The organism is Nocardia thraciensis (genome assembly GCF_054782435.1).
In genome coordinates, this window is sequence record NZ_BAAGSM010000030.1 from 55,423 (window position 1) to 80,697 (window position 25,275).

The 25,275-nt window shown below is 64.5% G+C and carries 21 protein-coding genes; 10 read left to right on the top strand and 11 right to left on the bottom strand.

What is annotated here, in order from left to right; translation table 11 throughout:
- Positions 1 to 11 precede the first annotated feature (11 nt).
- Positions 12 to 1,139 carry a hypothetical protein gene (locus ACYVLQ_RS20315; RefSeq protein ID WP_460699087.1) on the bottom strand — a complete coding sequence of 376 codons (1,128 nt, stop codon included), beginning with the start codon at positions 1,137 to 1,139 and terminating at the stop codon, positions 12 to 14.
- Positions 1,140 to 1,505: 366 nt separating this feature from the next.
- Between ACYVLQ_RS20315 and ACYVLQ_RS20320 the strand changes: the two genes are divergently transcribed.
- Positions 1,506 to 2,888 (top strand): tryptophanase, encoded by a 1,383-nt coding sequence (locus tag ACYVLQ_RS20320; RefSeq protein WP_460699088.1) that lies wholly within the window; start codon positions 1,506 to 1,508, stop codon positions 2,886 to 2,888.
- Positions 2,889 to 3,039: 151 nt separating this feature from the next.
- On the opposite strand, the gene ACYVLQ_RS20325 is transcribed toward ACYVLQ_RS20320, so the two are convergent.
- Positions 3,040 to 3,672 carry a TetR/AcrR family transcriptional regulator gene (locus tag ACYVLQ_RS20325; protein WP_460699089.1) on the bottom strand — a complete coding sequence of 211 codons (633 nt, stop codon included), beginning with the start codon at positions 3,670 to 3,672 and terminating at the stop codon, positions 3,040 to 3,042.
- A gap of 75 nt (positions 3,673 to 3,747) precedes the next feature.
- On the opposite strand from ACYVLQ_RS20325, the gene ACYVLQ_RS20330 reads away from it, so the two are divergent.
- Together ACYVLQ_RS20330 and ACYVLQ_RS20335 are read left to right on the top strand one after the other, a co-directional pair.
- Complete coding sequence (locus ACYVLQ_RS20330; RefSeq protein ID WP_460699090.1) at positions 3,748 to 4,128, top strand: DUF1761 family protein; 381 nt, start codon at positions 3,748 to 3,750, stop codon at positions 4,126 to 4,128.
- 25 nt (positions 4,129 to 4,153) lie between these two features.
- Positions 4,154 to 4,438: a DUF1905 domain-containing protein gene (locus ACYVLQ_RS20335; RefSeq protein ID WP_460699091.1), complete on the top strand. Its 285-nt coding sequence runs from the start codon at positions 4,154 to 4,156 to the stop codon at positions 4,436 to 4,438.
- Positions 4,439 to 4,499: 61 nt separating this feature from the next.
- On the opposite strand, the gene ACYVLQ_RS20340 is transcribed toward ACYVLQ_RS20335, so the two are convergent.
- Complete coding sequence (locus ACYVLQ_RS20340; protein WP_460699092.1) at positions 4,500 to 5,909, bottom strand: cytochrome P450; 1,410 nt, start codon at positions 5,907 to 5,909, stop codon at positions 4,500 to 4,502.
- A complete protein-coding gene (locus ACYVLQ_RS20345) occupies positions 5,906 to 6,979 on the bottom strand; it encodes a terpene synthase family protein (protein ID WP_460699093.1) in 1,074 nt (357 codons plus the stop codon). The genes ACYVLQ_RS20340 and ACYVLQ_RS20345 overlap by 4 nt, the downstream gene beginning before the upstream one ends.
- A gap of 400 nt (positions 6,980 to 7,379) precedes the next feature.
- Between ACYVLQ_RS20345 and ACYVLQ_RS20350 the strand changes: the two genes are divergently transcribed.
- The 3 genes from ACYVLQ_RS20350 to ACYVLQ_RS20360 all read left to right on the top strand — a co-directional run bounded on the left by ACYVLQ_RS20350 (position 7,380) and on the right by ACYVLQ_RS20360 (position 10,657).
- Positions 7,380 to 8,780, top strand: a complete 1,401-nt coding sequence (locus tag ACYVLQ_RS20350; protein WP_460699094.1) for a cytochrome P450 — start codon at positions 7,380 to 7,382, stop codon at positions 8,778 to 8,780.
- Positions 8,755 to 9,819 carry a terpene synthase family protein gene (locus ACYVLQ_RS20355; protein ID WP_460699132.1) on the top strand — a complete coding sequence of 355 codons (1,065 nt, stop codon included), beginning with the start codon at positions 8,755 to 8,757 and terminating at the stop codon, positions 9,817 to 9,819. Before ACYVLQ_RS20350 ends, ACYVLQ_RS20355 begins: the two co-directional genes overlap by 26 nt.
- Before the next feature lie 385 nt (positions 9,820 to 10,204).
- Entirely contained in the window at positions 10,205 to 10,657 is a 453-nt protein-coding gene (locus ACYVLQ_RS20360) for an RlpA-like double-psi beta-barrel domain-containing protein (protein WP_460699095.1), read from the top strand.
- Between the two features lie 240 nt (positions 10,658 to 10,897).
- Here ACYVLQ_RS20360 and ACYVLQ_RS20365 read toward each other — a convergent pair whose 3' ends face one another.
- Positions 10,898 to 12,154, bottom strand: a complete 1,257-nt coding sequence (locus ACYVLQ_RS20365; RefSeq protein WP_460699096.1) for a SufS family cysteine desulfurase — start codon at positions 12,152 to 12,154, stop codon at positions 10,898 to 10,900.
- A complete protein-coding gene (locus ACYVLQ_RS20370) occupies positions 12,151 to 13,554 on the bottom strand; it encodes a family 2B encapsulin nanocompartment shell protein (protein ID WP_460699097.1) in 1,404 nt (467 codons plus the stop codon). The genes ACYVLQ_RS20365 and ACYVLQ_RS20370 overlap by 4 nt, the downstream gene beginning before the upstream one ends.
- Positions 13,555 to 14,209: 655 nt before the next feature.
- Here ACYVLQ_RS20370 and ACYVLQ_RS20375 point away from each other — a divergent pair.
- Together ACYVLQ_RS20375 and ACYVLQ_RS20380 are read left to right on the top strand one after the other, a co-directional pair.
- Entirely contained in the window at positions 14,210 to 14,590 is a 381-nt protein-coding gene (locus tag ACYVLQ_RS20375) for a tyrosine-type recombinase/integrase (protein ID WP_460699098.1), read from the top strand.
- 191 nt (positions 14,591 to 14,781) lie between these two features.
- A complete protein-coding gene (locus ACYVLQ_RS20380; protein WP_460699133.1) occupies positions 14,782 to 15,357 on the top strand; it encodes a terpene synthase family protein in 576 nt (191 codons plus the stop codon).
- A 284-nt stretch (positions 15,358 to 15,641) separates the two neighbouring features.
- Here ACYVLQ_RS20380 and ACYVLQ_RS20385 read toward each other — a convergent pair whose 3' ends face one another.
- On the bottom strand, positions 15,642 to 16,640 hold the full coding sequence (locus ACYVLQ_RS20385) for a terpene synthase family protein (protein WP_460699099.1): 999 nt from the start codon (positions 16,638 to 16,640) through the stop codon (positions 15,642 to 15,644).
- 73 nt (positions 16,641 to 16,713) lie between these two features.
- Complete coding sequence (locus tag ACYVLQ_RS20390; RefSeq protein WP_460699100.1) at positions 16,714 to 18,033, bottom strand: helix-turn-helix domain-containing protein; 1,320 nt, start codon at positions 18,031 to 18,033, stop codon at positions 16,714 to 16,716.
- A 375-nt stretch (positions 18,034 to 18,408) separates the two neighbouring features.
- Between ACYVLQ_RS20390 and ACYVLQ_RS20395 the strand changes: the two genes are divergently transcribed.
- Positions 18,409 to 19,116: a creatininase family protein gene (locus ACYVLQ_RS20395; protein WP_460699134.1), complete on the top strand. Its 708-nt coding sequence runs from the start codon at positions 18,409 to 18,411 to the stop codon at positions 19,114 to 19,116.
- A 21-nt stretch (positions 19,117 to 19,137) separates the two neighbouring features.
- Here the strand turns inward: ACYVLQ_RS20395 and ribA are convergent, their stop codons facing one another.
- Complete coding sequence (gene ribA / locus ACYVLQ_RS20400; protein WP_460699101.1) at positions 19,138 to 19,728, bottom strand: GTP cyclohydrolase II RibA; 591 nt, start codon at positions 19,726 to 19,728, stop codon at positions 19,138 to 19,140.
- Positions 19,729 to 20,578: 850 nt separating this feature from the next.
- On the opposite strand from ribA, the gene ACYVLQ_RS20405 reads away from it, so the two are divergent.
- Complete coding sequence (locus ACYVLQ_RS20405) at positions 20,579 to 22,489, top strand: glycosyltransferase family 2 protein (RefSeq protein WP_460699102.1); 1,911 nt, start codon at positions 20,579 to 20,581, stop codon at positions 22,487 to 22,489.
- Positions 22,490 to 22,535: 46 nt separating this feature from the next.
- Here the strand turns inward: ACYVLQ_RS20405 and ACYVLQ_RS20410 are convergent, their stop codons facing one another.
- Together ACYVLQ_RS20410 and ACYVLQ_RS20415 are read right to left on the bottom strand one after the other, a co-directional pair.
- On the bottom strand, positions 22,536 to 23,495 hold the full coding sequence (locus ACYVLQ_RS20410; RefSeq protein WP_460699103.1) for a UbiA family prenyltransferase: 960 nt from the start codon (positions 23,493 to 23,495) through the stop codon (positions 22,536 to 22,538).
- Positions 23,495 to 24,595 carry a Rieske 2Fe-2S domain-containing protein gene (locus tag ACYVLQ_RS20415; RefSeq protein WP_460699135.1) on the bottom strand — a complete coding sequence of 367 codons (1,101 nt, stop codon included), beginning with the start codon at positions 24,593 to 24,595 and terminating at the stop codon, positions 23,495 to 23,497. Before ACYVLQ_RS20415 ends, ACYVLQ_RS20410 begins: the two co-directional genes overlap by 1 nt.
- Positions 24,596 to 25,275: the final 680 nt, after the last annotated feature.

Sequence of the window (25,275 nt, forward strand, 5' to 3'; positions counted from 1 at the left end):
TGGGCGTATTGTCAGTTCTGGGGCGCCAGTGGTTGCTCGGTGCGCCCCTCGAGGGGTGTGTGGGCCGTCGTCACGGTGGCTTTCGCGGCTTTGGCGGCTGTTTCTGGGGTGCATCGGCCGAAACCGCACGGTGTGGCTACTCCGTGCGCGGGTCGGCCGAGCGCGTTTTCGAACAACGACAGCGCGTGGGTGCTGGCGTCGGCATCGGGGGATACCACGCCGGCGATCGGTCGCCACCGCGGATCCAGGTCGCGCAGCGGGTGGTAGAAGTGCTCGTCGAGGGGTGCGGGTTCGGCGCCGAACCCGCACGGAATATGCACTGGGGGAAGAAGTTCAGGCCGATCGGGCAGCCGCGCGGCCACGGTGTTGAGCAACCGCACGGCGGGGGAGAGCGATCTCGGCGCCAGCAGGCTCGTGTGTTGATAGTCGCCGTAGCAGAGATGCAGAACGGATTCCAGCCCGGCGTCTTCCATCCGGATGAGCAGGTTCGCGAGCTGCCGCGCGAGCAAGGGGGCGAGCAGGCGCGCGGCGTGCAGACGTTCGGCCTTCACCATGGCGAGCATCGCGATAGGAGATTCGATCTGCCACACGATATTTCGATGCCGGGCCGAGACCGTCTCCATTTCGCCGAGTACGGCGTCGACGAACACCGGCAATCTCCGCACGGCGTCGACGACTGCGGGGATTCGCCGTAGCGCACGCGCGGTAGGGAGTCCTGAGGCGACTGCTGCGGCGGCGAATATGAACATGGACATGTCCAGTGGACTGGGTTGGCTGATCTGTAGCCGCGTGGCGGCAGGGTATTGCTCGCGCAGCTCCTCGAAGACGGCGGCGATCTCGTCGATCCGATCCGCTCGGTCCATGCTCACGTGCTGTGGCCGCAGCGTCTGCCCGTGACGCACGCGGTAGGCGGGGAAGTCGCTGTAGTCGGCGAAAACACCGGGCCGTACGAGTTCGAGGGTTTCGCTGTGCTTCGCGCGGGCGCGGATGTAGTCGAGAATCCAGTTGGAGTCGAGATCGCGGGGTATCGCCGCGACCGGCGATCCCGCGCTGTAGCTGAGAAACCATCGCAGCGCGGTCCGGTCATCGGCGGCGAGCTCCGGCGGCAGACTTCCGACGAAATGGGCAATACGAGTCACGGTGATACTTCCCGCCGGGTAGGCTGCTTGCCCGGCATTCCAACTGTTCATTTCGCGCTGCAGCCTTTTCAACGGCGCCATGTTCTGGAGCATTGAACGCCCACCCCGGACCAGGGTTCGGCTCATCCCCGTGCGCCTCCTGCCCGCGGTCCGTTCTGTCAGCCATCAGTGACTACTGTGGCGACTTAGGTACTCCAGGTGTCATCGGTATGCCGTACGAACCGAGCGCGGCGTCGCCGGATGATCCGCCTTCGTCGTAGTCGTCGACCTCTCAGTGGTGGGGATAACACGGCGTTGCCTACCCGGTTGCGGGGCTAGCGTGAGCGCGCATGACAGGCGCCGTCTCTATGCCTGATGAGGAGAGTCATGTTCGAGCCGTACCGAATCAAAATGGTGGAACCGATCCCGATCACCGATCGTGAGCACCGCCGAGGGGTGTTGGAACGAGCCGGGTTCAATATGTTCAACATCGAAGCCCGCGATGTGACGATCGACTTGCTCACTGATTCGGGCACCGGAGCGATGTCGCATAACCAATGGGGCGCATTGCTGCGCGCAGACGAATCCTATGCCGGGGCCAGTTCCTGGTTTCGATTCAACGATGTCGTCCAGGAAATATTCGGATATCGGCACGTGTTACCCGCGCATCAAGGGCGTGCGGCGGAACGACTGCTCTATTCGGCGCTGTGTCCTCCGCGGTCGAGTGCGCAACGGTTGATCGTGCCCAGCAACTCGCATTTCGACACCGGCCGTGGCAATTTGGAACTGCTGGGGGTCGAGGCGGTGGACTTCCCCTGCGCAGAAAGCGCCGACCTCGGTTCTGATGCGCCGTTCAAAGGCGACGCAGATGTCGAGGCCATGGCGAAACTCGTCGCGGAGGTCGGGGCGGAGCGCGTGCCCGTGATCATCATGACTGTCACCAACAACACCGGTGGTGGTCAGCCCGTATCCATGGCCAATCTGGCGGCGGTATCGGAACTGGCACACCAGCACGCAATCCCGCTGTATCTGGATGCTTGCCGATTCGCCGAGAACGCCTATTTCATTCAGCAACGCGAGGACGGCTATGCGAACTGGCCGATTCCCGCCATCATCGCGCGCATGTGTTCCTACGCCGACGGGTGCATCGTTTCGGCGAAGAAGGACGGGCTGGCCAATATCGGTGGTTTTCTGGCTACCAACTCCGAAGCCGTAGCCGATACGAGCCGACGGCTCGGCATAATCACCGAAGGTTTCACCACCTACGGCGGCATGTCGGGACGTGATATGGACACGATAGCCGTCGGGCTGCGCGAGGGGTGCGACGCGCACTACCTGCGACACCGCATCGAATCGACCCGTTACCTCGCTTCGGCCTTGCGCGACAACGGCATTCCTGTGGTGTGGCCGCCCGGCGGGCACGCCGTCTACGTCGACGCCGGCGCCTTCCTCCCGCATATCCCATGGCATCAATATCCCGGTCAGACACTCTGCACGCAGTTGTACCTCGAAGGAGGCGTGCGCAGCGTGGAGCTGGGCACGGCAGCCTTCGGCTACGATGCGCTCACCGGCACCGAAACGGCAGCGCGCTGGGAACTGTGCCGCCTCGCGTTACCTCGCCGGGTATATACACGCAGCCACCTCGACTACGTCGTCGACTGTTTCGCCGCACTCGCTCACCGTCGCGACAGCCTGTCAGGACTGGCGATGACCAGCCCGAACGCCATCCTGCGGCATTTCACCGCACACTACCGTCCGATGACGGTCTGACCAGCAGCGCTTGATCGGGTGGACAGACTCGATCAAGCAGAACGGCGTTGCCGGCGCGTATCAGCTTTCGATACGCCCACGATATTCACCGGCTCTTACCGTTCTCGGTGTGCAGGTGTCGGCCGTCGAAGGTGGAGCCCGCCCGGCTGGCTCACGGGTGCGGTCGACCCCGGTCGTACGCGGCGAGGAACACATCGATCGCCGCGTCGACCGTGTCGCCGGGCGTCGCTGTGGCATCGAGCATCCGGGCGTTCAGTGGTGCGCCCACGACGAGCCAGGTGAGTTGTTCGGCGGCGGTTTCGGGGTCGGGGATGCGCAGCATGCCGCGGGCGTCGAGCGTCCGGAGCGTCGCCGCGAGGTCGCCGACGTTCCTGACCCAGCTCTGGCGCAGATAGGCCGCCCCGACCTCCGGCCGGCGAGCAGCCTCGGCGGTGACCAGTCGGCGCATCTCCACTACGGGTGGCGCGAGAACCCCCGCACGGAGGGCCCGTGCCCAGGCCAGCAGCCCCGCGCGGATGTCCTCTGCGACCTCCAGCTTCGCGAGTGCGGGACCCATGGCGTGGCGCCCGGCGCTCGTCCAGTGCTCCACTACCGCGGTGAACAGCTCGGTCTTCGACGGGTGTTCGCGATAGAGCGAGGCTTTGGAAATCCCTGCGCGCGAAGCGATCTCGTCCATCGTCGAGCCCGCGAACCCGCGCTCCAGAAACACCTCGCGGGCGACGGCCAGCAGTTCGTCACCGGACTTCCCGGGCGGTCGGCCGCGACGTCCACCTACAGAGTTCATGCCACCACTTTAGTACTTGACAGTACTCAGCCGGGTGCTAAATTAAGTACTACATCGTACTTAAGGAGTAAGGCCATGGTTGTTGCAGGTATCGCCGTCGCGGCGGTCGCATCGTTCGTCGTCAGCGCGGTGCTCTACGCCTCGCCCCCGGTCGCCGCGCTCGTGTCGCGGACCAGCACTCCGCGTCCCGGGATCGGGCTGCCGGTGCAGATGGTGTTCGTGCTGCTGCGCGGCCTGGCGGCGGCCGCGGTGCTGGCGATACTGCTGCTCGCCGGTGATCGGCACGGCGTCGGCGCCGGCGCGGCGCTGGGCGCGATCGTGGCGCTGCTTCCGGTCACCATCCTCGCCGGTGCCATCGTCCACGAAAACGTTCCGATCCCGACCGCCCTGGTGCACATGACCGACTGGGTCCTCAAGCTGGTCATCAGCGGCGTCGTGCTCGGACTGTTCATCTGACCCCAACCCCCGACAGGAGCCTCCCATGACCACCGCATCTGGACCTATCGACATCACCTTCACCGCCGTCCTCGGAAAAGTCAGGGAGGGCGACACGTGGACTTGTGTCCAACTCCCCGACTCGGCACGAATCTTCGGCACGCGGGGCCTGGTCAAGGTGAAAGGAACGGTGGACGGCATGCCGTTCACCTCCTCCTTCATGGCGCTCGGCGACGGCACCCACAAGCTCCCCGTCGCCGCCGCGATCCGTCGCCGCATCGGAAAGTCCGACGGCGACGAGGTCACCGTCCGACTGACCGAGCGGTTGTGACAGAGGAATCGGCCCCACGGGTCGCGGACGCAAGTCTATGCCTTGGGCAGGTTCGAGAAAACTATGAGGGACATGGCCGTTCACCTCTACGTGCGGACTCGCGGCGCATCCTGGGAGGTGTGGTCGGAGCCGATCGCGGATGTTGTGATGCGGTGCGCAGCAACGGTTTCGCGGGGTGCAGGGTGATGCCCATCCGCAGCGAGGGGTCGGTCTCCGCGACCGGTTGCAGTTCCCATCGGCCCATGATGGTGGCGGTGAACAGCGCGGCCTCGGTCAACGAGTACAGCTCGCCGGGGCATTTCCGGCTGCCGATCCCATGTGGAGCCATCGCGTATTTCGGTGCGGCCCGGGCGTTCTCGGGCAGCCACCGGTCCGGATCGAAAACATCCGGTGCAGGGAAGATCCGTGGGTCGTGCTGGATGGCGTAGGGGCTGAACACGATATCGGCCCCTTCGGGGAATGTGTACCCGCCGAGGGTGAATGCGCGGGTGGCCCTGCGGGTCATGATCCAGTGGGTGGGGCGTATCCGGATGGACTCGGTGACGACGTTGCGGGTCAGCGGCAGCCGTGGCAGGTCGTCGACCCGAACCGGCCGACCGGCGGTCACACGGTTGACCTCGGCGCGCAGGTGCGCCGCTGTGTCGGGGTGCTCGCACAATAGGTGCAGTGTGGACGCGACGGTTCCGGACACGTTGCCGGTTCCCGCGACGAAGAACGCCACAATGGTGTCGCGCACATCGGCATACGGGAGCGGCGCGCCGCCGTCCGCGGGATGCAGGAGCGAGCCCAAGAGGTCGTCGCGCCGTTCACCCGACGTCCGGCGTTCCTCGATCGCCGTATCGATGGCGGTGCGCCAGGTTCGCAGCGCCTGCCGGAACCGGCGATCCCGCCGGACCTGCAACCGATGCGCGATGTCGATAGGCACGATCATCCGGCGGAACAACTCACCGAAGATCTCCTGCAGAGCTGCGGCCAGGTCGTCGGCTTGGGCGACGACGCTGTCGGCTTGGATCAGGGAACGGCACATGATCCGTGTGATCGCCCGGAACACGGCCGCGTCGACATCGATGACCTGCCCCGGACGCCAGCTGTCGGCCATGGCGTGGGTTTCGGTTTCCATCACCTCCGCGTACGCGGTCAACCGTCGCGGGGTGAACGCGGGCTGGATGAGGCGCCGCTGCCGCTGATGCTTCACCCCGTTGCTGGTGGCCACACCGTCGCCCAGCAGCACCCGCAGTGTGTCCCACAGGCGTCCGCCCACGTCGAGGCAGTGCCCTCGGTGGATCAGCAACTCGCCCACCAGTTCCGGGGTGCACACCGCGTACAGGTGTTTCGGGCCGAGGCGAATCGTCAGCACGTCGCCGTTGTCGCGCAGGCCGCAGAGAAAGCCGAGCGGATCGCGGAGCAGGGGCGGGATGTGGCCTATGACCGGCAGCGCGCCACCGGCGCGTGGCGGAGTGCGAGGGCTCATCGGGCGCCTCCGGTGTCGATGTAGGGCGGCCACGCCGGATCCGCCCACTTCTGCATCCGGTACCGGCCGGATTCGTGGTGAAACCAGTAGGTCGACGAAATCCAATTACGCATATTGGATACGCACGACTCCACCGCGGCCAGCACTGTCAGCGGCCAGTCCGCGGGCCCCCACAGCGATCGGAGCTCCGTCTCCGCCGCCACGAACCTGTGGACACAGTCGATGACGTGATCGCGGACCGCGCGTTGCGCCGCGGCGACCGAGCGCCCGTCATGGTGCATCAGGCAGATCCCGAGATTGTGGATGTCCCCGGCGCTGAGTTCCTTGGGCAGCGAACACAAGTCGTTGTACGACGAAGCGAATTCCTGACTCGCGTGCGCCGCCCGCTGATACACCCGATGCGACCGGACCGCAGACGGCAGCTCACGCCCGGCCGTCAGCTCCAGCAGATCGATCCACACGTCGTGGCCGAACGTCCACCGGCGCAGCTGAAGATACTCGGTGACCGTGGGAACCACGCCACCGGCGAGGTTGCGGTATTCACGGTCGTAGGCGTCGAATACTCCGGCCATGTGGCCGGCGAACCGTGCGTCCCACCTTGGTCCGAGCCGCCCGTACAGACGTCCGACCGACTCCGCGAACGCCGCGGACAACGGCTCGGTATGAGATACATACCGTGCCGGCTGCTCCACCGCCCGCCGCAGCGTCGCGCTGAGCTCCCACCACGCGTCATCGGTGCGGTGCCGCGCATACACGCTGTGCCGGTCGTCCCAGCAGAAGAACCACACCGAGAAATCGGCGATTGCCTGCACCACGTCCGCGGATGCGCCGACGTAGTAGCCGGACACCAGATCGGTGTATCCAAGCAGATCGTCGGCGTAGGAGTCGGCGACGGACGCCGACAGCAGTCCCTGCTCGGCCATCCACTGCTTGCACGTCCGGCGCACATCCCACCGGCCCCGGTGCCACCGACGGACGAAACCGTCCTCGATCATCGGTATCCGCACCGCAGTCGGCACCCCCGGGGTAGCCGTGCTGTGCGCGCCCAGTTCGTCGTTGATGTTGGTCATCGCCGCCCATTCCCGGGCCGGTCGAAGTTCTTCCGCTACAGGAGATCGGAGACTTTCAGGCCCACGTTCGATCCCAGAGTGGATCGGCTGCACCCGCAATGGAAAGGCAGCGGACGCATCGCGTCGATGCGCCCGCCGCATACTTACTCGGCACCCTCCCTTGCGGTCGGTCGGAATATGGGGCGCTGCCCGCATATGCGATGGGACGCATTGCCGATATGCGGGGATGAGATTCCCGTTTGCGGGAACGGAAACCACACTGACACTGCACAGTTTTCGGTCAGGGAAAAGGACAACGTCATCACCTCGACGCTCGCGGAAGGCGGATTCTCTGGGTGGTCCTCGGTCGCCGCGACAGTTCCCTGCCGACCGCATGCGTCCTATCCGAGGTTGATTTGAGATGATAGACATCGACAGTGCCGCAACGGTTTCCGAACCGATTCCCACCGCGCCGGGAGCATGGCCGCTGCTTGGGCATCTGCCGTATCTGGTCCGTCGGCCCCTCGGGTTCTTCACTGCTCTGCCCACCTACGGAGACCTCGTGACCGTCCGGGTCGGCAGGGCCACCGTCATCGTGGTGTGCGAGCCGGCGCTGGTCCGCCACGTTCTGCGGCACGACGAGATCTTCGACAAGGGCGGCTTCTTCTTCGACAGGCTCCGAGAGGTCATGGGCGAGGGTTTGGCCTCGGTCACGCGCAGCAGCGGCCACCGGGCGCAGCGGCGCCTGTGCCAGCCCGCGTTCCACGCTGCCCGCATGCCCGGGTACGGACACGCGATGACGGCTTGTGCCGTCGCGGTAATCGACACCTGGCACGACGGACAGATTCTGAATGTATTCGACGAAACAGCGGCGATATCCTCGCGCATCCTCGCTGTCACGATGTTTTCCGACACCCTGACCTCGACCGTGCGGCGCCAGGCCATCGATGACGTGGCCGCCACCATCGCGGGGCTGTATCGGCGCATGCTGACACCACCGTCGCTGGACTGGTTACCGACGCCCGGCAATCACCGTTACCGCCGCGCCAACGCACGCCTGCACCGGACCATGTCGAACCTCATAGCCGATCGGCGCAATAGTGACGTCTATCGGGAGGATCTGTTGTCGGCACTGCTGGCGGCACGTGACACCGAAAACGATGGCCGTGGCCTGTCGGACACCGAGATCATCGATCTGGTCAGGACATTCTTCTTCGCGGGGACCGAAACCACCGCGAAAACGTTGGCGTGGGCGCTGGGTCTGCTCGCCCATCACCCGGAGGTCGAACAGCGTCTGCACGGCGAGGTCGACACCGTCCTCGCGGGCCGCCCGGCCGAGCACGCCGACCTACCTCGGCTGGAGTTGACTCGTCGGGTCGTCGCCGAAACTCTGCGGCTGTGGCCGCCGGGCTGGATACTGACTCGTCGCGTCACAGCCGATACGCGCCTGGGTGGATATCCGGTCGCCGAGGGCACCACCGTCGTCTACAGCCCCTATCTCATCCACCGCCGCCCCGACCTGTATGACAACCCGGAACGTTTCGACCCCGATCGCTGGCTACCCGGACGGACGACACCGAAGGACGGATACATTCCGTTCGGTGGCGGTGCCCGCACCTGCATCGGTGAACAGTTCGGGACCATCGAGGCCGTTCTCGCGTTGGCCACCATCGTTTCTCGCTGGCGGTTGCAAGCCCTTCCCGGTCACAGTCTGAAGCCCGCACCAGCCGGCACTCTGGGCCCGCGAGGGCTTCGGCTGTCCGCAACCCACCGCACGCCGAAGGCAGGTGATCGCCATGATCCCGACGTTCGCGACTCCTGATCCGCCGGCGGTCAGCCCCTACCTCGACGAGGTCGAGGCTCATCTCCACGCTTTCGGTCGGAGAATTGGACTCGGCAAGACCGAGGACGGCATTCGACGACTGCAGGCCGGGTACGGGGAGTTCGTTGCCTGGACGTATCCAGCGGCGTCGTACGAGGATCTGTGTCTGTGCGCCGAGTGGCTGTTCATCACGTTCCTGCTGGACGATCTGCACACGCTGAGCAGATATGACTCGCCTGGGGCCTGGAAGCCGGTACACCGGCGGTTGCGACAGCTCATCGTGTCAGGACAGGACACGGACTCGGATACCGCGTTCACCCGCGCCATCGCCGAGGTGGCATACCGCACCCGGCAGCGAGTGTCGGCGGACTTCTACCGTCGATTCACCCGCCATCTGGACCTGTTCTTCACCGGGTTCGAACGCGAATCTCAGGATCGATCCCACGGTGACATCCCTGCGGTAGATGATTTCACGCAAACCCGTCGACTGTCGGTGGGGATGGAATTCGGATTCGATCTGGTCGAATTGAGTCACCGCATCGAGATTTCGGACCTCGTCTACTCATTACCCGCCTATCAAGCCCTGGTTGCCAGTGCCAGCGATATCGTGGCCTGGCAAAACGATATGCACTCGGTCCACCTGGACATCCAACGCGGCGACGTTCACAATCTGGTGCTGGTCCTGCGCGCGGACCGAAATATCGACCTCGACCGTGCCCGAACTCTGACCGCCGACAAGATCGCCCAGCGGATCGCAGACTTCGGTGCCGGTGAAACTGCCCTGCGAGACGTCTTGCGGCAGTTGGACATTGGGGCCGACGAGTGCGACGAGATCCTGGGGGCCGTTGCCGGGATGCGGCAATGGACCAACGGCTGCTTGCGGTGGTATCGGAGCACAACCCGGTACACCATGCCCGATCCCGCCGAGCACCCCGACAGCCAGCATTCGTACCTGCAGGAGTTGATCTGGTCTCCGAACAAGCCAGGATCATTCCGCCCGCGTGACCCGAACAGCGCAGCTGTTGGCGGCACTCAGTGAGGTCAGATTCACGCCATTCGTCTGGCCTGGGCAAAGGCGGCCGACCGGCAGCGAAACACGAGGCGCTGATGTGAAAGGTCATGACGGTGACGGAGGTTTGATCTGGTAGGCCGGTTACATTGGTACCACCGTACCGACACGCTGACGACCGGCGCTTCCGTCATCGACCCCCTGGCGCAGGTTTGAATTGGATCATCCGTTGTTAGTCTTCCCGGATCGCAGTACGTGATCACCGTCGTAGATGTGTTGCAAGACAACAGATCATGCCGAATTGCCTGGATAGTCGCGAAATGATCACCGGTCCCGGATCTGGATGCTCCGGCCTCGCGGCTTCGGCAACTCGGCGAAGTCGCGTGTTCCCGATGGTCGCAAGGAGGAACGTAATATGCACAGCACCTCTCGCATGCTGGTGGCGCTTTGCGCTGTCGGGTCCCTCATAATGCTCACACCTGCCTCGGCGCATGCACAACAGGCCAGCAATGTGCGTGCCACCTACCATCTCTACAATCCGGCGGAGAATGGCTGGGATCTGCACAGGGTCTCCGCGTCGTGCGCCGACACTATCGGATCCATGCCGTTCTCATGGCGTTCCAGGTACGGGTGGACAGGCTTCGGCGGCCCTGTAGGCCCCCGCGGCTCCGAAGCCTGCGGCAAGGTGCTCAAAGTGACGAATAGGGCTACAGGGGCTCAAGTCGTCGTACGAATCGTCGACATTGTCAGCAACGGCGGTCTCGATCTCGACTTTGACACTGCATTCAAGCGACTCGATACCGACGGGCAGGGATATCAATCCGGTCATCTCAATGTCGATTACGAATTTGTTCCCGAAACCGCCTGACGGGAGCAGTCCGTCAGCCACACCAGGTTCTGCTGCGCGGGTGGATTACGGAACACTTTGCGCCCACGGCGACGCAGCATCTATGGCACTGTCGAGGTAAATGCCTCGGTGCCGGCCACGACCCTCGCAGCGGGACGCCGTCGTGCAGGCGTGCCTTTCGTCGGCGGTCGGTGCATTCGCGGATACCGGCCAGTCGAGCGAATTTCGATAAACGGGCGCACATGTGTGCAGCTGGGATGCTTATCTTGCTGTCGCCAGTGTGTCGAGGAGGCGGTCGATGTCGGTGTGGGTGTTGTAGAGGGCGAGGGAGGGGCGCACGGCGGAGGTCAGCCCGAAGTGGGCGAGGGCGGGTTGGGCGCAGTGGTGGCCGGCGCGGACCATGATGCCGGCGGTGTCGAGTGTGGCGGCGATGTGTTCGGGCGGGACGCCGTCGATGGTGAAGGTGAGGACGCCGATTTGTGGGTCGGGGTTGCCGAGCATCCGGAGTCCGGGGAGGCGGGTCATGGCCCGGCGGGCGGCGGTGTGGAGGCGGGCTTCGTGGGCCCAGGCGGCGGTGGGGTTGAGGGCGGTGAGGTAGTCGATGGCGGCGGCCAGTCCGATCGCGCCGGCTATGGGTGGGGTGCCCGCTTCGAATCGTGCGGGGATCGGTGCGTAGGTGGTGTGGCCGAAGGTCACTGTGTCGATCATGCCGCCGCCGCTCTGCCATGGCGGCATGGTCTCGAGCAGGTCGCGGCGGGCATACAGTGCGCCGATTCCGGTGGGGCCGAACAGTTTATGACTGGAGAAGGCGTAGAAGTCGGCGCCGAGGGCGCGCACGTCGACCGGTATGTGCGCCACGGCTTGCGCGCCGTCGACGACGACCACCGCGCCGTGGGCGTGGGCGAGGTCGGCCATCCGCCGCACCGGTGGGGCGGTGCCGAGCAGGTTGGACACCTGGGAGACGGCGACGATGGAGGTGCGCGGGCCGAGCAGGCGGGTGAACGCCGCCATGTCGACCTGGCCGGTGTGGTCGAGCGGCGCCGCGTGCAGGGTGGCTCCCCGTTCGGCGCACAACAGCTGCCAGGGCACGATGTTGGAGTGGTGCTCGAGGCCGGTGACCACGATCTCGTCGCCGGGCCGCAGGTGGGCGCGGCCGAAGCTGTAGGCTACCAGGTTGATTGCCTCGGTGGTGCCGCGGGTGAACAGGATCTCCTCGGCGTGGGCGGCACCGAGAAGCTGGGCGACCCGTTCGCGGGCTCGCTCGTAGCACGCGGTGGCATGCCGGGCCGCGGCGTGGGCGCCGCGGTGGATGTTGGAGTTCTCCCGGCGGTAGAACCGATCGATGGCTTCCAGGACCGGTCGCGGTTTGTGGGTGGTGGCCGCGTTGTCCAGCCACACCATGGGCCTGTCGTGGAAGCTGGGGTGCAGGGCGGGAAAGTCCCGTCTCACCTCCTCGACCGGGAAATCAGGGGAGGCCGGTAGCCAATACCGTTGTGGCGCATCAAGTCCGATGCTCATGAGTAGTCGTGGTAGTGGGCGATCTGGACGTGTTCGAGCATCGCGACCGCGTCGTCGGCCAGCGGCGCGACCGAGTAGTAGGCACTGATCAGATAATTCGTGACGGCCCTGTTATCGATGGCCATCGGCCGCACCGATACGCCCGGGCAATATTCGTCACGCAACTGCTCAGGCCGTAGCCCCACGACGCCGCGGTTGTGCTCGCCGACCCGCAGCAACAGGATGGTCGAGGTGGTGTCGATCGGGTTGATCGGGATCTTGTCGGTGGGAATCAGCGGGATGCCCCGCCAGGTCAGCAGCGCGTTTCCGGACAGTTCGAAGATCGCTGGTGGCACCCCGCGGCGGGTGCATTCGCGGCCGAACGCGGCGATCGTGCGCGGATGGGCCAGGAAGAACGCCGGTTCCTTCCACACCATGGCCAGCAGTTCGTCCAGATCGTCCGGCGTCGGTGGCCCGGTGCGGGGCTTGATCCGCCGCGCGGGCCGCACCACATGCAGCAACCCGAAGGCGGGATTGGTGAGCAGTTCCCGCTCCTGGCGTTCCAGGACCGCTTCCACGACCAGCCGCAGCTGTTCGCCGGTCTGGTCCAGCGGCTCGTTGAACAGGTCGGCGACGCGGGTGTGCATCCGCAGCACCGTCTGCGCGACCGCCAGCTCGTACTCGCTGGGCCGGGCGGTGTAGTCGACGAACGTGGTCGGCAATTCGGGTTCCCCATCGTGTCCCGCCGCCACCCCGACAGTGTCCGTCCCGTCCGCGGATCCTGCTGCCCGCCAGGCGGTCAGCGCCCGCTCGGTGTGCGGGTGTCGTTCGGCGAGGCCGGTCAGCTGGTCGCGGTCCGCGCAGAGCACCACCGCATCGGTGACCGCCTCGACCGTGTAGGGCCATGACCGTCCGCGTAGCACCGCGTCCTCGTCGAAGAACTGCTCCTCGGTCACCAGACCCAGCCGTGTCGGCTCACCGTAGCGGCCCACGCCGATCTTCTCGAGCTTCCCGTACGCCACGATGATCAGACGATCGGCCGGCTGTCCGGCTTCAGCGAGCCGCTCGCCGGCCGTCACTCGCTGTACCATGAACAGGCCGGCGAAATCCTCGAGTATTGCGAGATCGTCGATGGTGCGCAGGAATCCGAGCTCTTGCAGGTCGCCGGTCAGGATCGACGGCGCATCCGAATCGCCGCTCAACGCGATCAGGCCGTCGCCGACATTGTGCGAATGACACCGGTTGACCCGGTAGACACCCGCTTCCACACCCACCCAGGGCAGTAGGCGTAGCAGCCAGCGCGGGCTGATCGCCTCCATCTGCACCGGCGTCTTCGTTGTGGTGGCGATCGTGCGCGCCGCACGAGTCCCCAGACTGCTCGAGGACGCCGCGTTGGCCTCGACCATCGACGCCGACTCCACAGCTCGTCTCCTCTCGATTCGTACGAGAAACACGACGGATCCGGTGGACACTAACAGCGCCAGACTGATCGGCACAGCATCGACACCGTTTCACAATCGACCCACGTCGTCTCGCGCTCAGCAGACCAACCAGACTTTGAATCTACTGTGCTGGAACAACATTGGGAGATTCAGGCCATCGTCGATGCCGGAATGAAGTCGAAGGCTCGTTTGCATAAGGTGATCCTGACCGGGATCATGGGCGTTGCCGTCCGGCACGGTGCCCTCCCTGAGAACCCGGTACGCGATACCTCCCGTATGCGTAGGCGCAAGACCAAACCCCAGATCATCGACCGGGAACGGCTGGACCGGCTCCGTGCTCAACTACGGGAATGGCTTGCGGGTAATGAGATTCCAGGAACTCCCGCATATACGCACGGTCCGAAGCGCGACCGGGTTGTGGTAGATGTTGCGGACCTGATCCTCGGTTCGGGAATTCGTCCGGGAGAAGCGCTGGCCGCTTCGTGGGACCAGTTTCGACTTCGAGTCGAAACCAGCGACGTTCACTGTGTCGGCCACTGTGGTCAGGCTCACAGACAAGGGGCTATTCCGGCAAGAGTGGGCGAAGTCCGATGCTGGGTACCGCGTCGTCGCGCTTCCCGGATTCACCACCAGTATGGTGAAGCGGCTCCGGGCAGACCCGGCGCACGGGCGGATGTGCGAAGTGAAGGCGCTCCGCGAAGTAGCCGGCAGCGTGGAGGAGGTTGAGGACAAAGTCCCTCTCGTGTTCCCGGGACGAGGGGGAGTGCTGCGCGATCCGCACAACTTCAACCGCACATGGCGGGATGCCCGAGGCACCGCCTACAAGGACGTGACTCAGTACACGTTCCGGAAGACCGTCGCTACGCTGATCGCGGAAGCATCGGATTCGAAGACCGCCGCGAAACAGTTGGGTCACTCGCAAGAGGGCATCACAGAACGCCACTACATCGCCTCGCCGGAGCAGGCGCCGGATTCATCTGCGGTGCTGGAGAAGGGCCTTGGCCGGGCCAGCTGACGAACGGTCGGCCCCGGAATTCTTGGCCTATTTTTGGTGACGGCCGACTTCTTCGACGGACCATTCGGCAAGGACCCGGCTCTGGCCAGGGATGCAGTCGACCAACTCACCGCAGCCATCACCATGCCTCCCACCCCAGCACCGCCGTCGGCCCCACCCCTGGCCGCAGCGGCGGCGGATGTTTGGGCCGCTTGGCGGCTGGGGCTCCGACAGCCTGGACCCACTACGCCGCGGTGAACCTGCGCAGGTGGCTCAACGCCTTCGTGGCCGAGGCCCGCATGCGGCAACAAGCCACCGCCCCCGATCCTGCCACCTACCTTCCCATCCGCCGGATCTCGATCGGCATGTTTATGTTCGCTGACATGACCGAACGAGTCTGCGGTTTCGACCTCCCAGAGTACCTACACACCAGCAGCGTGTTCCGCGACCTGCACGAATCCATGGCCGACATCATCGCCTTCACCAACGATATCTACAGCCTCGAATTCGAAACCGCACTCGGCGACACCGTCAACCTCGTCCCCGTCCTCACCACCCACGAAGGTTGCTCCGTCGACCAAGCCGTCGACAAGATCTCCACACTCGTGCACCCAGCCTGCGATAAATTCACCAGCCTGGCAGCCCAACTACCTGAACTCGCCTGCGACACCGCCGATCGGCACATCGCCTACCAATACACCACCATGGTCCGCGACCAGGCACAGGGCACCGAAGCCTGGGTCCGACGAACCAAACGCTATCCACAAACACCCGCCTACACCGGCTGACCGGGCACCACACGCGAAGCCGAAGATACGCATTCCTCAAGGGCGTGACGGGCGCGCCGGCGAGGGTCGGGTTTGATTAGTGGACTGGTGGAGCGCGGTGGTGCTGGCCGCATTCCCCCAGTAGGTTCTTGACGAACTGATCTTGCGGCGCGCCGAGCCGCCGCCGGGGATCCAGCGCATGCCGGTTTCCCGTGGTCCCGCGGTGATGGGTGCCCGAACCCGTGATAACCACCCACTCAGTGACAGGTGGGATAGCGGCTGAACTGTCATAGCGGGCGAGAATTCTATTCGGCGTTGCTACGGAGCAGGTCTTCCACCGCATCTCGGTCGACGCTTGTCGTCGGATGCGTCGAATATCGTGGGTTGTGTTGTGCCCATACGGCATTGCCGATCATCCAGTGCCGCAGGGACCGGCGGCAGAAGTCTGCGGTAATGCGTGTCTTTTCCGACAGGTGCATGGCGTCGAGTGCCCGGACCAGGTCGCGGTCGGCGCGCCGGAATTCATCGATCCGCTGCAGCACGCGTTCTTCGACCGACCGGATCGCGCGTCGACGTGATAACCCGTGGGCGTGTTGCATGACGAGGACGAAATTGTCGACCTCGCCGGCGGCCAGTTCCTTGTCCAGTGAGGTGATGTCGTTCGTCCAGGCCATTACGTCGGTTGTCGCGGAAGCGAGTTCGCGATAAGCCGGGTGGTCGCGGAGCTCGAGCGGCAGTTCGCTGCCTGCGGAATACTCGAATAGATCGATCAACGGGAATCCGGCGCTTCCGACCCGGCGGTTTGTTACATAGGTCTCGACCGGCGGTATGCGCCGTTGCTGCCGACGTCGGCTCTCCGGTTCGATCGCCGCGAACAGTTGCTCACAATGTTCGGCGAACCGCGCTATCCACGCGGCCGACATGCACGGATAGACGATCGCGACGATGTTCGCGAGCGCCTGGACAGCGGGCGCCGACAACCGGCTTGGGTCTGCGTGGCCGGTCCGGACGACCGTCAGAAGGGGATGGACGGCCTGATGCCAGGCGGCGGGTGAGGAGTAGACATTCTCGCCGTGCTGGTCGTTGACGAGGAATAACCAGGCCAGGAACTTCGCATAGGTGACCAGCTTCTCCTGCGGAGCGTCGGCCTGCATGTAGCTGGCGTAGATACCGAATTGCGAGGCGGCAAAACGAGATTTGGCGGCTGGCGTCGTGGTCAGGCCGGATTCGGTTGCCCACCTCTCGAGCCGGGCCTGCACCGATTCGGCGAATGGGCTGACGCACAGAGGAAATGGCAGCGCCATCATTCGTCTGCTGAGATCTGGTATGGCCCCTCCTTGGTTGGTGAGTCTGTGCGTTGTCGCTCTCTTGCGGTGGTCAGTGCAGTGTGTGGTGGAGTGCGGTGCGGAGTTCGGTGGCGTGGTCGGGTGCCTTTGCGGTGTGGAGTTCGCGGACTACGCGGTGGAGTTGTTGTTCGGTGCGGTGGGAGTGGGTGTCGGCGGTGATGGCGAGGGCGTGCGCGGCGACGGTGAGGGCTTGGTCGGGCTGGTGGGTGCGGGCGAAGGCGATGGCGAGGATCGCGAGGCCGCGGCCGAGGTCGCGGCGGTTTCCGGGTCGCCAGCGCGGCAGCCGGGGTTCGAGTGTGGTGATGGCTTGTTCGGGGCGGCCGAGTGCGACCATGCAGTGGGCGGCTTCCATGGCGATGTATTCGGGTGTGCAGTAGTCGGCGAGGTTGTCGCCGGCGCCGTCCGGGTGGGTGGCGTTGGTCCATGCGAGGTCGAGGGTGCGGGCGCAGTTGTCGGCCTGGCCGAGTTGGGCTTGGCCGTGGGCGAGTTGCCGTAGTGCCATTGCCTGCAGGCGCGGGGTCAGTGTGGTGGCGGTGTGCAGGGCTGTCTGGGCGAAGTCGATGGTGGTTTGGGGGTTTCGGGTGTCGGCGGCGAGGTTGGACAGCCGCATCTGGATGTAGGACAGGAGGCGACCGTCGTCGGCGTCGCGGGCGATGGATTCGGCGCGGGTGGTCCATTCGATGGCGGCGGGAAGGTTGCCGGCGTCTTGGTGGAGCCAGCCGAGGAACTCGGCGTAGCGCGCGTGCACGGCGCGCAGCCGAAGGCGGGTGCGGCCGCGGCTGCCGTGCTCGAGGTCGTCGACGAACTCGACCTGTCCGGTGACAATCGGCAGCAGTGCGTGCGGGCCTTTGAGGTTGTCGGTGAGCACGTATTCGTCGAGAGTCGTCAGCAGCGAGTCGGCGAGCACCGGTTGCGCTGCATGGGTGGCGGCGGGCACTGCGCCGCTGCGCAGTCGTAGCGTGCCGGTGACCGGAGGGGGCGGCGGTTCGGGATCGTCGATGTCGAACCACAGCAGTTCGGCGGGGATGCCGAGCGCGCGGGCGTAACGGGTGAGTTTGTCGAGATCGCGAACGCGGTTGCGGCCGTTCTCGATTCGGCTCAGTTGCCCCTGGGTGATACTGAGCCAGCCGGCGAGTGCCGCCTGCGGAATCGGGTGCGTGCCGTGGACAGGGTGATGGCGCCAGCAGCGGATGACTACGCCGATGTCCTTGCTGCGCAACGCGTTACGCATCTCGTCGGTGCGCCAATCGGCGGGCGACAGCCGTGGCGGATGGGCGTGTGCACGGCCGCAGGCGGCGCAGACCAGTGTGGTGTTGTCCCGGGCGAGTCTGGTGCCGCATCGGGCACACATACGGATTCCGACGTTCACAATGTCCCCGATCCGAGCGCGCAGCAGCGTGCCGGGCTACAGTTGACGCGTGTGCTCTAGGTCGGCTCGAAAGTGTCGGACCAGGCGTGCTGGCCCTTCGCCCTTCGCCCCTCGCGGCGAGTTCCGAGCAACCTGTAGACGCACTGTTGAGCTTTCAGTCGTGCATCCAGTGGATTGCTCAATAGTAGGTGAAATACCCACGTCGAGGCGTGCATACGTCGGGTGTGCATGGAAGATATTCCGCTACCGCATAATTCGTCTCGGCAACTGTCCCGGTGGTTACGATGCGCTGAGCGATCATCGCGCTGGGGAGCGCTACGGTGGTGATCGCGCTCCGAGGGTTGAGGAGTCGCATTGTTGTCCTGGTACACCACTGAAACCGCAGCGGATGTGCTTGCGCGGCAGGCGCATACGGCTGTCTTGCCGGTGGGCAGTTTCGAACAGCACGGTGACCACCTGCCGCTGACAACCGATACGGTGATCGCGGGCCTGATCGCGGAGCGGGTCGCAGCCTGCTACGAGCTGTTCCTGCTGCCGCCGATCACGATCGCCTGCTCCCATGAGCATGCGGCCTTCGCCGGGACGGTATCGATCCGAGCGACGACCCTGGCAGCCGTGGTCGGTGACATCGTGGACTCGCTGTCGCGATCGGGTATCGACAGCCTGGTCATCGTCAACGGACACGGCGGCAACCATGTGCTGGTGAACGTGGTGTGCGAGCACAATATCGCCGGACCGACCACGACGCTGTTCCCGACCAAGGAGGAGTGGAACACCGCCCGCACCGCCGCGGGCATGGTGACCACCTGCCATGACGACATGCACGGCGGTGAGCTGGAAACCTCGATCCTGCTGCACGCCCGGCCCGAACTCGTCGGCAGCACATACACACTCGCCGACCACGACGCCAGCGACCGCCCGCACCTGCTGATCACCGGGATGGCCGGCTATACCCGCAGCGGCATCATCGGCCGACCCTCGCTGGCTACCGCCGCCAAGGGCAAGGCCGCGCTCGACAGCCTGACCGCATCGTTCGCCGACCACCTCAAAGCACTCATCGCTTGAGCGGTCCGGGACGGCCCCGACCTACACCGGCATGGCCACGGGCACCGCCCGGGAGGGGACCACTGTGACGACGTCGATTCTGTGGGAGCGCAGTTGCCGCACCTTGTCGGTGTTGTTGGTGAGCAGTTCGATCCGCGGCATCCCCAGTGCGAACAGCATCTGCGCGGCGACCCGATAATCGCGTTCGTCGTCGCCGCGTCCCAACAGCCGGTTGGCTTCATAGGTGTCATACCCGGTGTCCTGCAGAACATAGGCGTCGAGCTTGTTGTACAGGCCGATGCCGCGGCCCTCCTGCCGCAGATACAGTACGGCCCCGCCCCGTGCGGCGATCAGCGTCAACGCTTCATCGAGCTGCGGGCCGCAGTCGCAGCGATCGCATCCGAACACGTCACCGGTGAGGCACTCGCTGTGGACCCGGACCAACGGAGGGCAGGTCATCAGGTCGCCTCTCGGTGGTCGCAACACCAATGCGAGATGCTCGCGGCGGTCGACCAGGTGATCGAAGGTGACCAGCTCCGCGGCGCACCGCACAGTGCGCGAAAGACCCACTGCGACCCGGTTGCGCACGGCCGCGCGAGGGAGCTGGGCGGCAGTCCACCACGGAGATGTCATGTCTGGCAGCCGTAGCCGTGTTCGAGGTGGAAACGCGGCAGAGTGGTGTCCACAAGATCAAAGGTAGAGCAGCCACGCACCGTACAGGGCGCGACGAGATCACGACGTGATTGCAGCCGGACCAGACCGCGTGGAGTCCTGTGAGTGACTACGCTGTCGCCGCCGCATGGCCGTGGACTCGCGGTTCCGTCGTGCTGCCATCGCGTGGCTCCGCAGTCGCGTGGCAGCTGCCTACCACCTGATCGTGGTGTTGACGTCGTTGGACGGCTGCCGGTATCGCTCGCACTCGCGGCTCCATCACGGTAGATCGGAGACGATATCCGCATCCAGAAATCCACCCCGGCATCGGTGAGCGGGAATCGGAAGTACTGTTCGAGCGACGTCTTCCCGAGCCGCTGGTGGACGAACTCTTCGAAACGCGGGTGACACCGCGACGGCGATGCCGGGCACCGACGGTTGAACCTCCGATTCCGGCCATTTCGGGCAGCGGAGTCAGGTGGCGGGAACGAGACGGGCCGTGGTCGGCTTCCGCAACTCTCGTAGTCCTTGCCGCAGCGCTGATCTCGGAGCGCGTTGTCACGTGATTTTCCGGCGAGTTCACGGTTTGCCGGCCCTGAATAGCGCGACTGCTCGGTCCGATGCAGGATTCGTCGACGGGCAATCCGCCGATCCCAGCGTGCGGCCAGCTAATATTGGCCGGTCCTTACGATCCACTCCAAGAGTCACCGAACCGCTGGTGAGGAACCTTCGCGTGGACAAAGTCCTCCAGAAAAATTCGCTGCGAACGCGCAATGGCAACCGGTCAGCCGACGCTACCCGTTCCGCGGCGCCGCATCGGTGGCATCACCTGGTGGTGGTCGCAGCCGGCGTGATCGCCCTATGGCTGGCTGGTGGAGCCGCACCCGCTGCGATCGGTGTCTCGCGGCAGGACGCCGCCATGGCGGTGGGGACGACGCTCGAGTCGATGTTCCGGGGGTACGCGGTCGCTCTGTTGATCTGCTCCACGATGGTGATCGCGCGGCAGTTCCGTACGGCGCTACGCGGTTTCGATCAGTATGTGCCGGTGGTGTCGGCGACGGTATCGGTCGCGGTGTGCTGGCACAGTCAGGCAGCGGTCGCCGCAATGCTCGGTGGGTACGGCGTAGTGATCGCGCTGCGGTGCCGGTGTCGGTACCTGCATCCGGCCGGTGCCGCTGTCGTGACGTACGGGGCACTGGTTTTCGTGGTGTCGACCCTGTGGCTGATCGGCCGTGCTTTCGACTCCGGGTTCAGCTCGGTCAGCCGAGCGCTGCTGCTGTCGTTCGCGCTGATCCTCGTGTCGTCCGGACCGACAACACTGCTGCGCGGCTTCCTGGGCCTCGAGGCGCTGTATCGCGACCGATGGCACACCCCGGATCATGCTCGCCGCCCGGCCCCGGGTGTCGCGGCGCCCCGGGTTTCCATACATGTGCCCTGCCACCGCGAACCGCCTGATGTTGTCACCGCCACCCTCGACAGCCTCGCGGCGTTGGCCTACGACAACTTCGAGGTGCTCGTCATCGACAACAACACCAGCGAGCCCGCGCTGTGGCGACCGGTCGAAGCCCACTGTCGCGCACTCGGATCACGATTTCGCTTCTTCCACGTCGAAGGCCTCGTCGGCGCCAAGGCGGGCGCCCTCAATTACGCCCTCGAACGAACCTGCCCGGATGCCGAGTTCATCGGGCTGGTCGACGCAGACTATCTCGTGTCCCCGGACTTCCTCACCGACCTGGTCGGACACTTCGTCGACACGCGGACCGGATATGTCCAGTCGCGCTACGACTTTCGCGACTGGACGCACCGGCAATTCCTGGCGATGTGCTTCTGGGAGTATCGGTTCGCCTTCCCCACGGTGATGCGTAGCCTGTATGAACGTCAAGCCGGATTTCCGATGGGCACCATGGGAATCCTGCGCAGGTCTGCACTCCACGAGGTCGGTGGCTGGGCGCCCTGGTCGCTCACCGAGGATTCCGAGCTGGGGCTGCGATTGCACGCGGCCGGCTATCGCGCGCTACTTGTGCAACAGTCCTACGGATACGGGCTCATACCCGAGCGGTTCGCCGACTACACCAAACAACGATTCCGGTGGACCTACGGCCCGATGCAAACCTTCAAACATCATTGGCGACTGGTCGTCCCCCACCGGAGCAGCCGCCACTCGTCGCTGTCGTGTACCCAGCGGGTCCTGCAATTGTATTGGGCCACAGCTCATGTGCCTACTGCGGTCGGTGTCGCGATAGGCGGTCCGCTGTTGGTCGCTGTGACCGTCTCGATGATCGCACACCGCGAAACATGGGCGGTCGGCACGAACACGGTGCTCGCGGCCTGCCTCGCGGTCGCGATTCAGCCGATACTCCGTTGGACCGTGCTGTACAAGGCTACCGATGCGAAGCCGTCCCAAGTCCTGGCGGGCACGCTCGCCTCGGCGTCGCTCACCTACACGATCGTGGCTGCCAACCTGAGCGCTGTGTTCACCAGCAATACGGCTTGGCGACGCACGGACAAGTTCCGCGCCCACAGTCACGGCGCCAGCTGGCGCGCAATACGATGTGCCGCAACCGAACTGGCACTGGGAGCGTGCCTCGTTTCCGCGGCGGCACTGACCTATCTCGCCGACCACACCGGCGTACTCGTCGTCCTGGAAGTCGCGGTCGCCCTCCGCGGATGTCAACTGTTGGCGGCACCCGTGGCCGCCGTTCTCGCCGACGCGGGGATCAACCGAACCTACCGCACAGAGTGAGTGCCGGACGAGAATCCGAACGACTGAGGCACTGTGAATCACTGGCTCATAGGGTGAATGCGCCCAGTTCCAGTGCGATGGATCCCGCTGCATACAATTGATAGGAGATATTATCCGACCCTCGTGTTCTTCTGGCGAGGAAGCGCCATCCGAGATATAGGCACATCATAGTTACGGTGCCGGCCCAGATGGCCATCGGTGGGTGGCGGAATGACTGGAGTTGTGGGAGTGCCCACGCCGAGAGCGCTACGAATGTCAACCCGATTGCGCCTGCCCACCGCACGGGTGCTTGTCCATATTTTATTGCGAGAGTGCCGCGCCTTATCAGCTCGTCGCCTGCGACGTCTCGCAGGTCTTGCAGAAATACCAGAAGCCAATACGCCACCCCGAACCAGATCCAAAACCATGCTAGATGACCCGTGTATCCACCCAGATGCCATGCGGCAACTGACTGCACGAGATACCCGACGGGAGGATACAGGTTCTTCACACACCAAAGCCGGTCCAGGCTCCCAAAGTTATAAGCAAGAACGGCACCGATCCACACCAGGGTCCATACCGTAAGGCCCAGGCTGATTCCAGCTGCCAGATAAAATAATACGACGAGCCAGAAGCGGACAATGGTCTCATCTTTCGTCGCGAGCCCTCGGGGAATCGGTCTGAAAGGCTTGTTCTCCCTATCTTCATCGGCGCCGGCTATCTGATTCGCCAATGAATGTATGTAGCAGTATAGAACCAGATAGACGGTACTCTGGGGAAGGATGTGCAACAGGGCAACCGAGGATTGTCGGCTCATGTGCCATGATGCCACAGTGTATACGGTGGCTGCGACTACCGTCGGCGGTAGGTCTATCTGCATATGACCCCACGCCAGTGTGAGTTCTCGGCGCACTTTGGCCGATATCGCGGTAGCGCCGGAAATATCTATTCCGGATTTCATCTCAGTGTTCCGTTTGAAAAGGCGATGAGTTCCCTGTTTCGGGGTCTGATCGTGGAAGTGCTCCATCAGATATCCGGTTGTTTCTTTGCGTCTGCGGAACGCTGAGCGTCGAGGGTGGTTGGATTCTCGCAGTAGAATGCATTGGCCCACCGGCGGAATCGCATGATAGGCCCGTCGCCCTTGACGAGGGCCGGTTTCGTCATGTAGGTCTTGTTTTGCCAGATCGGGAAATCTCGCGCAACGTCCTGGTGAAACAGCAGCAGCGCTATCCGGTCCAGCAGGTTGCCGATTATTCGAGGAGGACGGTAACCGACCACGCGTTCCACGTGTGCTCCGAGCCGGAGCTCGATATGGACGGGATCCACGGGGGTCGGAAGTATCCAGAATCGGACGCGTGTGTCTGATCTTATTGTTTTCACGCGGGCGGTCATAAACCCTAGCCCATGCATCGTGACCACGATGTGCATTCGAGTTCCAGTAAGCACCCCGATTCCCCCCGATACTGGGGAGCTGTTCAGCGAGACTTCCATCCTGCTGCCGGTCGGTGTGGCAGTGAATTCGCCAATCTCATTGTGGTGCACAGGTCGGAAATGCCCGATATCTACAGCGTTTTCGAATACTTCTTGCGGGTGATCGACGAGAGTGGCTACCCGTAGGTATCTTGGTCCAAGCGGTGGTGGCGCTGTGTCCGGTACCTCCCAATCAGGTCCCGCACCCTCGGCGTGATGCCATACGAGAACAAGCCCATCGACTTCGCGTGACTCGAGGACCTGGAGGCGCAGCGCCGGTGGGGGCTTCGACCCGTACCCTGTCCGCACGCATGCCCCTGACGGTGCGTAGGCGAAATGATGAAACGGGCAAACCAATTCTTCGCCTTCGACGGTGCCACCGAACCCCAAGTGGGCACCTAGATGTGGACAGTACGGCCGGACAACCCGTAGGAGACCGGACGTCGTCCGATACAAGACAATGTCTTCGCCCGCAAGTCGGCGCCGCAGGACCGTTCCTGGAGGCAGATCTGCCGCCAGGCACAGGGCAAACCAGCTATTGGGATACGGCCGCCGCGGTGCGGGCGCGCCCGCGTTCGATGCAGAATAGGGTGGTCGTGACGTCCGTCTGCGGAAACTATCGCCCGCCGATGATTTGGCTTCTGAGTTCACGGCCATTCGGATACTCCAAATTTTAGGTCCGTAACGGAAGGCGGTGTCGTGACCGCCGGTTAGCGGATGGAGGAGACCGGTCTCTCCTTCATTCACATCACCCGAGGCGATCCACAACGCCAGCTCGAACTCAGGTTGACTGCCGTTGGGCCAGGAAGGAACCACCCGTCACGCATGATCCCCATACGGGCTACGAATACGTTGTCTGGCGCGTTGAGGTTCCCCCGCTTACACGGAGGGTCCCTGATCATCCGGTATCAGCGGGCCCACGTCGTTCGGTGCGGCTCCGGCCGATCCGATGCTGACCGAGGATCTCGGATCTGCGGCTGTCCGGATTTCGGCACAACCACCGTCGCCTCCACCACGCGCTTTCCGGCTCACTGCGCACGCCCGGCACCGGTAGATCGAGCACCGTCTGCAATTCCGGCCCGACCGACGGTTCGGTGATTACTGGCGGAGGCTCCATGCCGCGCGCGGTGGCACGCTCCCGGCACGTGCCCACCGGGGCACGATATTCCCGGCTCGAATCAGGCAGCTGTGCGCGCTCGCTTTGCGTGGGCACGCGTCGGCGCGACAACCGATGTGCTGACGCATGATTCGGTGCGCCTCCGGCACAGTGAGAGGGCCGTCGGGGTGCGCGTGGTCCAGTCCAGTGATGGCAGGAAGCGATGCGGCCCACGTGTTCG